General features: G+C 67.0%; 9 protein-coding genes and 1 tRNA gene. 1 reads left to right on the top strand and 9 read right to left on the bottom strand.

The genetic code is table 11. The features are described from left to right. Positions 1-1,389: MFS transporter (locus AADR41_RS28340; protein WP_342284240.1), on the bottom strand; the 1,389-nt coding region annotated here is incomplete at its 3' end. Positions 1,390-1,576: 187 nt separating this feature from the next. Between AADR41_RS28340 and AADR41_RS28335 the strand changes: the two genes are divergently transcribed. Further along, positions 1,577-1,648, top strand: a tRNA-Cys gene (locus tag AADR41_RS28335). 402 nt (positions 1,649-2,050) lie between these two features. On the opposite strand, the gene AADR41_RS28330 is transcribed toward AADR41_RS28335, so the two are convergent. The 8 genes from AADR41_RS28330 to AADR41_RS28295 all read right to left on the bottom strand — a co-directional run bounded on the left by AADR41_RS28330 (position 2,051) and on the right by AADR41_RS28295 (position 8,210). Further along, entirely contained in the window at positions 2,051-2,698 is a 648-nt protein-coding gene (locus AADR41_RS28330) for a hypothetical protein (RefSeq protein WP_342284239.1), read from the bottom strand. Between the two features lie 183 nt (positions 2,699-2,881). After that, complete coding sequence (locus AADR41_RS28325; protein ID WP_342284238.1) at positions 2,882-5,254, bottom strand: hypothetical protein; 2,373 nt, start codon at positions 5,252-5,254, stop codon at positions 2,882-2,884. Positions 5,255-5,273: 19 nt separating this feature from the next. Further along, the gene (locus tag AADR41_RS28320) at positions 5,274-5,708 is read right to left on the bottom strand and encodes a hypothetical protein (protein WP_342284237.1); all 435 of its coding nucleotides are present in this window, start codon (positions 5,706-5,708) and stop codon (positions 5,274-5,276) included. A gap of 291 nt (positions 5,709-5,999) precedes the next feature. Next, positions 6,000-6,569 (bottom strand): AAA family ATPase, encoded by a 570-nt coding sequence (locus AADR41_RS28315; protein ID WP_342284244.1) that lies wholly within the window; start codon positions 6,567-6,569, stop codon positions 6,000-6,002. A 2-nt stretch (positions 6,570-6,571) separates the two neighbouring features. Then, a complete protein-coding gene (locus tag AADR41_RS28310; protein ID WP_342284236.1) occupies positions 6,572-6,775 on the bottom strand; it encodes a DUF397 domain-containing protein in 204 nt (67 codons plus the stop codon). Then, complete coding sequence (locus AADR41_RS28305) at positions 6,772-7,491, bottom strand: Scr1 family TA system antitoxin-like transcriptional regulator (protein WP_342284235.1); 720 nt, start codon at positions 7,489-7,491, stop codon at positions 6,772-6,774. The genes AADR41_RS28310 and AADR41_RS28305 overlap by 4 nt, the downstream gene beginning before the upstream one ends. Positions 7,492-7,503: 12 nt before the next feature. Next, complete coding sequence (locus AADR41_RS28300) at positions 7,504-7,671, bottom strand: hypothetical protein (RefSeq protein ID WP_342284234.1); 168 nt, start codon at positions 7,669-7,671, stop codon at positions 7,504-7,506. Continuing rightward, positions 7,668-8,210 (bottom strand): alpha/beta hydrolase, encoded by a 543-nt coding sequence (locus AADR41_RS28295; RefSeq protein WP_342284243.1) that lies wholly within the window; start codon positions 8,208-8,210, stop codon positions 7,668-7,670. The genes AADR41_RS28300 and AADR41_RS28295 overlap by 4 nt, the downstream gene beginning before the upstream one ends. Positions 8,211-8,282 lie beyond the last annotated feature (72 nt).

The raw sequence follows: 8,282 nt of genomic DNA, 5'->3' as shown, positions 1-8,282 counted from the left end.
GAACGCCCCCGGATGAGACCCCGCGGCCCCTGCCTCCGCCGCCCCGTGCACGGCCCCCACCGCACCGCCGCCCATCGCCGCGAAGGCCGCTCCGCCCGCGGCGAGCAGCAGTACGTTCGAGAGCCCGTCGGAGATCTGGAGGGCGGCCGAGTTCGCCCCCGCCTCCTCCGGCGCCGACAGTTTCAGCAGCAGCACGCTGGTCGACGCGAGCACCATGCCCATGCCGAAGCACCCGAAGGCCCAGGCCACGGCGACGGTCCAGACCGGCACCGAGTCGATCAGCACGGACGGCGCGGCCGCGATCGCCGCGGCGACCAGCACCATGCCGCCCACCATCATCCGCTCCCGGTACGGCTCCAGGCTCGGCCGGGACTGTACGTAGGAACCGAGCGCCCAGGTCCCGCCCCCGGCCGCGAGCGAGAACCCGGCCATCGTCGGGCTGAGCCCGCGCTGGGTGACGAGCATCAGCGGGACAAACGATTCGGCGGCGATGAACGACCCGGCCGCCACCCCGCGCAGCAGCACCACCGAGGGCAGCCCGCGCGCCGCCCGCCCGGTCCCCGGCGGCAGCAGCCCCCGTACCGCGGGCACGAGCAGGGCGACCCCCGCGGCGGCCGGCAGCAGCGCGAACCAGTTCATCTCCTGCCCGGCGTACTGGAGCAGCGCCGCGCCCAGCGAGATCCCGAGCGCGAGCATGATGCGCCGCCGGTCGTACGGCTCGACGGGCGCCGCCGGATCGGCCGGCCCCGACGCCCGCCGCCGGATCGCGGGCAGCGCGAGCGCCAGCGGGAACACGACGAGGACCGGGATGCCGATGAAGACCCAGCGCCACCCCAGGTGCTCGGTCACACTCCCGGCGGCGAGCGGCCCGACGACCGAGGGGATCACCCAGCTCGCGGCGAACGCGGCCAGGATCGACGGTTGCAGCCGCTTCGGGTAGGCCCGGCTGATCACCACGTACAACGCCACGATCACCAGCCCGCCGCCGAGCCCCTGCACGGCACGCCCCGCGACGAAGATCCACATGCTCCCGGCGGTCCCGCAGAGCACCAGCCCCGCCGCGAACGCGCTGATCCCGGCGGCGAGCGGCCCCAGCGGACCGCTCCGGTCCGCCCACTGCCCGGAGAGCACCATGGCGAAGAGGCTGGTCGTGAAGTACGCGGAGAACGCGAACGCATACAGGGGAATGCCGTGCAGCTCCCGCGCGGCGACCGGCATCGCGGTCCCCACGGCGGTCGCCTCGAAGGCGATCAGGAACACGACGGAGACGATGCCGATGCTCAGCGCCCGATAGCTCCGCCCGAGCACCCCTCCGGATTCGACGGCGGCAGGGTCGTCCACGGCAAGGGGTGGGACATCGACGTCGTCCCGCGGTTCCAGGGCACTCATGAGCCCAAGAGTAAGGGGCAAAATCTTGGATGAGCCCTGTCGGGAGACGGTCCGCCGGTCCTCCGTTGGTCGTAGGACCACACCGCCGATCGTGAACGCGGCATGTCAGTCGCATTGCACCCCGCCCCGCACCCTTGAGCGGCCGGCACACCCGCCCCTACGGTCATAAACACAACAAGAAACACACGGCCGTGTGCCCGAGTGGTTCAGGGGCTCGACTGCAACTCGAGTTACACCGGTTCGAATCCGGTCACGGCCTCCGAGCAGGAGTGCAAGGGGCGGCCGCCCCCATGGTGCGGGGGCGGGGGCCCGCACCACCGTCGGACGAACCTGCCGAACGCCACGTCCGCCACCGTGTCAGCCCGCTATCCCCATCCGCAGCAAGGCGATTCCTCGGCAGGCCCGGCGTCCCCAAGATCCATCTGGGCCGGGTTCCAGCGGATCCGGAAGTCGTCGCCGGGCGTGCCCGGCCGGAGTGCAGACGCGGCAGACGTCAGCGTCTTCCTGATGCCATTCCCTTCTGCATTCAGTCCGACGTCGTCCGAGCCGGACCGACAGCGGGCCGTAAATTGACAACTTCGACCCACGAACCTCGCCCGTCATCAGCCGGTCTCCGAGTGGCTGTTCTGTCGGCACTGGTCGTTGCCGGGCCCAGAACCTGCTACTTCGGCGTGAGTACGGGGGCCTTCGGCAGGCCGCCGTTGTTCTCGCAGCCGAGTTCCTTCACCAGCTTGAGCGAAACGGCATGCAGGATGATCAAGTTCAGGTTGCGATACTCACGCGTGTCCGGTGCGTTGCTCTCACCACGCGCGAAACGGCCATGAATGCGTAGCGGGGTCTTGTCCGACCCCTTCAGCTGAGGGGTGACACACTCGAAATAGATCGCCGCAGCGCCTCGCCCGACAGAGGATTGCACACCCATGGTGTACAGCTCGTAGCCGGCCGGAAGCCCTTCGTCCTCCACGTCCTGTGGCGCATACATGGAGAAAAACGCTCCCCCCTTGTCCGTCTGATTCGCACCCTTCGGACGCAGCAGGCAGAGCACGTCCCCCGCAGCCCATGGGCGCCCGGACTCATACCCTTCCTTGAGCGCCGCGACCACTCTCGCCATGCCCTTCGAGCTCTTCGCGAAGAAGAGTTTGTCCCCGGTCGTCTTCTCGACCATCTCCGCCAAGGGACCGGCGAACACGTCGCCGCATACCTCCGCGGCCCCGACGAACGTCTTCTCCTCCTCCTTCTCCGACGCGCATGCCACGCCCCCAGCCCCCAAGGCCATCACCAGGCCGGCGGCCGTCAGCCGTCGCCTCACCCGTGCCCACCTACTTCACGCATCCCGCAACCCCTTCTCGTCATCAGCTGATCCGTCGGCTGCCGGCCGACGGACGTGCACGACTCCGCGCGTTCCGGCCCAACGCCACTGCATTCCGAAACGGCCACGGGGCGTCCGCTACTTGTCCAGCACCTCAGCGCCCCCGGCCTTCACCACGAACAATCAGGACGCCGGGCCCACACCCTGGACGCGCGCGCGAAGATTCCCGTCCCCGTAGCCGAGAAGCCTTGAATCGTCCAGGTCCTCGGCTAGGCTTCCGCCCGTCCTGGCGTCGACCCTGTCGATCTCCTCCTTGTGACGGGCAACGAAATTGTCGACCGGAGTCTCCGTATAGTTCTCTCCCGCCGTGTAAATCGCCGCCCGCTGCTCGGCGGTAAGATCGTCGACCTTCTCCTTGTTCTTGTCGATCGCGTCCTCCCCCATACCCCCGACCACATCTCCGATGACCTGTTCAACGGCCCCGGTCCCCACATCGGTGAACAGCGGCACCAGGAGCGCACCGGCACCGATGACCGGCGCCGCAGGCAGAAAGTAGGCAGCCGTAGCAACTCCGGCCCCGAGTGCGGCGGTGCCACCGAACTCAGCCCAACCGGACCGTTTCTCCGCAGCCTTCTCGTATTTCTCGTGCGCCTTGACGCCGTCGTCCTCAACTTGGTCCGCACGCGACTGGTCCAGCATGCCCTGAACCTCAGCTCCGATTTTCACCGTCCGCCGGACATCGCCCGTGTCGATTTCGCCGTCCTTGCCCACCTGCGCCTCAAGTGCACTGCTCGTGTAGACCTGCTCAGCAGCACTCAAGGACGCATAGGCGTCCGGGTGATGCCCCAGGGCTCCGAGGAATTTCCTGGCGGTTTCACGGCAGTCAGGACCGAGGGGGTCAGAGAAGTCAAGGTGACCTTCCCCATTCCCGCCAGGCTCGAATACGCTGCCCTTCTTGTTCCCGTCCATCGCCCAGTTGATGTCATCGATATACCCTGCACCCATCGCACCCAGGCTATCGGACAACGACTCCTGGACCTTGAGAAGATTGGCGTCCGAGTACTTCACCATCACGTCCCGCATGATTTCGGCATTGTCGCCATCCCTCGCGATGCTCGCATCGGGATGACCTGCCGGATATCCGAGCGTCGCCGCTTCCAGGGCATGTCCGAGAGCGTCGGGCATGTAGTTGAGGGACGCCTTGAGTTCCTTGTCGTCAAGCGAGTCGACATCCCCGTAGCTATCCCACTTCTCGACCCCGAAGAAGTCGAGATAGTTCTCGATCTTATTCCGGTCCTTGTCCTTGCCGAGATCGGCCGCGGCATCCTTGTCGACGGTGCCGTCCTCGTTGTACGCGGTCGGCGTGTCATGGAAGAAGTGCTTCGCCGCGTCGGGGCTGTTACCGAGCGCCTCCAACATGGACACGGTGGGATCGTAGCCGGAGCCATTGACCCCCGAGGGGTTGAACGGGTTCTTGAACGGGCTGTTCACCACCTTGTTGCCGGCGAACAAGTCCGGGTTCTTCTGGTGCAGCTGCGCCACGTGCTCGGCAATCGGGTTCAAGAACTTCGCGCTGTAGTTTCCGTACCGCATGATCCCGCCCAGCAGCTGATATCCGAAAGGACCGCCGCTGTCGTACTTGGTCAGCGGGATGCGCTCGGTGCCAAGCTTGCGCAGCTCCGGACCCCACTCCGCACTGAAATCCTTGTCACGGGAAGCCATGGCGAGATTGAGGCCCAGGTTCTTCTGGAGTGCTTGAACGTCCTTGAGCCGCTCCTTGTCCACCTTGCCGTACTCGTACGTATCGGTCGAGAGCTGACCGAAGAATGCGAGTGACTTCTCTGGGGTCAGCTTCCTGTAGAAGTCCTTCGCGAACTCGGAGGATTCCCTGTTGTCGTGGAGCAGTTCGTTGAGCGCCTGAAGCTCGGTGTGTGTAATGTCCCGGCCCTTGGAGGCAAGCGCGGCAGCACGGGCCGCTTCCTCCTGGTCCAGTTTCTCGAACTTCGGCGCAGTGAAGTCACGCCGCTCGGTGACGTTGGCCTCAAGCGCGTTCTTGAAAGCGACATCGGTGTCGTTGCAGTTGTCGACGATTAGGTCGATCCTTTTCTGCCACGACTCGACGTTCTTCCGCTCCCGCTGGAGCATCTCGGGGTAGTCGGGATCGTGCCCCGCCGCCCGGGACTTCGCCACCGGGTGCCGCGCCGTGACCTTGCCCTTGTCATCCACTCTGACGCCTGCCGCAGGCCCTTCGTGGTCCCGGATGTTGATCAAGTCGTTCTTGGCCTTCTTGATGGCCGCATGCCCCTCTTCGAGGATCGCCTTCACGCCCTTGGCCTCGGCTGCGGCGTCCGCGAACTCCTTGGCCGTCTTGGTCACGAACGCCTTGGTGACGCCCGCGTTGAGGCCCTCCCAGTCCGCCTTGTCCGACTTGACCTTCATGCCCTTGGCCGCGTCATCGGCGAGCTTGTCCAGATCGCTCGCCATCTTGTCCCAGTCGTCGACCGCGGTCTTCAGTTTCACTACCGGGGCGTCGATCAAGTCCTCGTACTTCAGCATGCGCGCGCTCCCCCGACCCTTACTTCATGTATTCCGTGAGCTTGGAGATCGGCGCCAGATCCCCCTCGACCTTCGCTTCGTCCTTCGCATGCTGGGCCTTGGTGTAATCGAGGTGGTTCGAGATGTGCCCAAGAGAATCCAGCAGCGTCTTCAGATGGGCCTTCCAGAGGTCGTGCACCTTGAGCACCGCCGACCCGCTCGCGAAGTTGCCGTTGGTCAGCGCGATTGCCGCGTCGAACGTGGCCGGACGAGCGCGGTCCCCCTCTTTCGACAACCGAGTCCGCAACTCGTAGGCGTCGTTTCCGATGGCGCCGAGGGAGTCCCGGTTGACCACCAGGTCGGGGGCGCCACCCCCGCTCCCACCACCCTCGGCCGGGACGCTGTTGATCTGCATGCCTCTCCGCCGCGCGGCCGCCGCGTCACGAAGCTCCGCCCACTCCTCATCGAACGACACGAACTCTCCCAAAATTCTTGCCTGTTGAGCATCTCACCCGCGGAACACAGCCACCGTCCGGTCACTTTATCGGCCGGGCCCCGGTGGGGGGCACCCCAACCACGGACGGGATCAGTCCAGCGCGCAGCGCCTGCGGCAACCCCGCTGACCGTGGCGTCCGCCGACCTTGGCGATCTCGGGGACTCCCCTGTTGCAGGACGGCGATCCGGACGTGCATGAAGGCGCGGCGGCACGAGCCTGGAATTGGCTGCCCTTCAATCACCACTCGCCCCGCCGTCGGCCACCCGTCCGTCAGCCCGAAGCACCACCGTGCGCCACCCGCGCCCGGTCCAGCCCCGCGAGAATCGCGTCCACCGACTCCTCCACGGTCTGCCCCGACGTGTCCAGCCAGAGCCCGATCCGCGGCGTCTCCTCCCGCAGCACCCGGTCCAGCGACTCCACAGTCCACCCGGCCCCGTAACCGCTCTTCCCCCGCCCGGCCTCCCGCTCGGCAACAGCCTGCGGTTGGGGAGCGAGCACGACGACGTACAGCGGCTGCGTCCGTACGAGTCCGACGTACGCGGCCAGCTCCTCGCCCAGCACCACGTCCTGGACCACAGCGGTCCAGCCCTCGTCGGCGTACGCGTCGGCCGTCGTCGCCGACAGCCGGTACCGGAGCCGCAGTTGAGCCGCGGCCTCCTCGTACGCCCCCGGCACCATCTCGGCCCGCCCGGACACCACCATCCGCCGGAACACATCCCCGCGCACATGCACGGACCGGGGCAGCCGCTCGGCGAGGGCCTGGGCCACGGTCGACTTGCCGGAAGCCATCACCCCGGTGATGAGAACAACGGCGGGACCGGGATCAGCAGCGCGCAGCATACTCACGGTCGGCCCGCCACGGCGCCGGCCAGGAAGGCGGCCCAGGCAACGGGGGCGACGGGGGCGACGGCAAAGGTGGGGCCGTCGACGACCTTGGAGTCGCGGGCGTGGACGGTGTGGGGGCAGGTGGCGACCTCCATACAGGCGCGGCCCTCGTTGTTGCTGCGGCTGGACTTGAACCAGGAGTGCTCGGGCCCGGTGGTCACAGTTGCCTCGCCTTCGTTCCGATGATCTCCGCCGACTCCCAGGGAGTGAGCGCCTGGGCCCGCAGGATGCCGAAGAGGTCGCACATGTCACCGCCCTGCTCCGGCTTCGAGATCAACCTATCGCCGCCCTGGCTCTCCCCGAAGACCGGATTGGGGCCTTCCGCCGTGCACATCAACCGCATCGGCCCGTTCGACCCCGCGTGTGCGTGCTGGTCCGAGGACATCACCTGCACCGTGAGGTGGTTCATCCGCCGCATGCACTCCAGCAGATGAACCGACGACCCGGACTCGTCCCGGACCGTACTGAGTCCTTCCCCTGGCCGCGTGGGCGCCGACCCGGCCCGCAGGACGTCGTAGACACGGCTGGAATGGCCGAGGGCCCGACGTCGGGCGGGATCGTCGGCCTGCGGCTCCTCCAGCGCGGCGGGGTCGACCGCAGTCGACGCCGACGACTTCCCTGGCGGGAGGAAGCAGGGGGATGTCACCTTGATTGAGGCTAGGCCCTCGCCCTTGGCCCGATCCACGACGCCGGTCATGGCGTCCATCCAGAAATCGTCGGGCTGCCGCACGAGCTTCTGGGCCTCGCGCCCCGGAACACCGGTCAGTCTGTAGACCACGGTGACCTGCACGCGGTCGTCAGGGCCGTGGTCGTCCCGGGCGATGCAGGGGCCGACGGGCGCGGGGCCGATGCGCTCCAGTGTCGGTGCGGGGGACATCCCGTCCACCGCCTAGTGAATGATTTCCTCTGCCCGGTCGATCGCCTGCTGCTCGTTCATCGTGACCTGTTTCGGTGTCTTGACGCCGGTTTCCAGTCCGCTCTCCTGCGCCCCGCACGCGGTCACCGTGGTCGTCATGGCCAGCAGCGCGGCAGCCGGGAACACCTTGCGCAGATTCACGGCCGCCCTCCAGTAACGATCTGTGCCAGGCTGCCGAGGGGCTTTTCGTCCCAGTACTGGGAGTGCGCGGGCATCATTTCGCCACCAGAACCCGGGCGCCTCCCGTCGGGGACGTCGAAGACCACGCCGCCGAAGTCGTCGGAGACCGGGTCGGTTCCGTGAACGATCGAGTGGTCGTCGAAAAGCTCCATGTAGGCCTTCGGATTGAGAGGTGCCAGGGGACCTGCCGGCGGCGGGGCGAGGTTGATGAGATCGTTCTTGGCCGTGGCCGCGAAGACATGGTCCGCCGGGATGTTCAGGTCCTTCGCGTGGTCCACGCCCACGCCCGGGCTACCCACCGTGATCGCATTGTCGACCGGCAGGTCTGTGCGGGAGCTCATCGTCTGGCCTGCCACCGGGGATCCATAGCTGTGCCCCAGGAGCGTCTGGTTCACATCGCGATGGTTGGCTTCCTCAATACCCTGAAGGAAATTGCCCAGCGGCTCCTCGGCCTTGTCCGACCACTCGGTCTCCATCGCATCTCGTCCCACGCCATGCATGGCCCCCGTCCAGTTCTGCTGATCACTCGGGCCAAGAACACTACAACGCACCGGCAATGCGCAGACCATGCT

This window comes from Streptomyces sp. CLV115 (assembly GCF_038448545.1).
Lineage (GTDB): Bacteria > Actinomycetota > Actinomycetes > Streptomycetales > Streptomycetaceae > Streptomyces > Streptomyces sanglieri.
The sequence above is the reverse complement of the archived record's forward strand: the minus strand, read 5'-3'. Positions and strand labels throughout refer to the sequence as shown.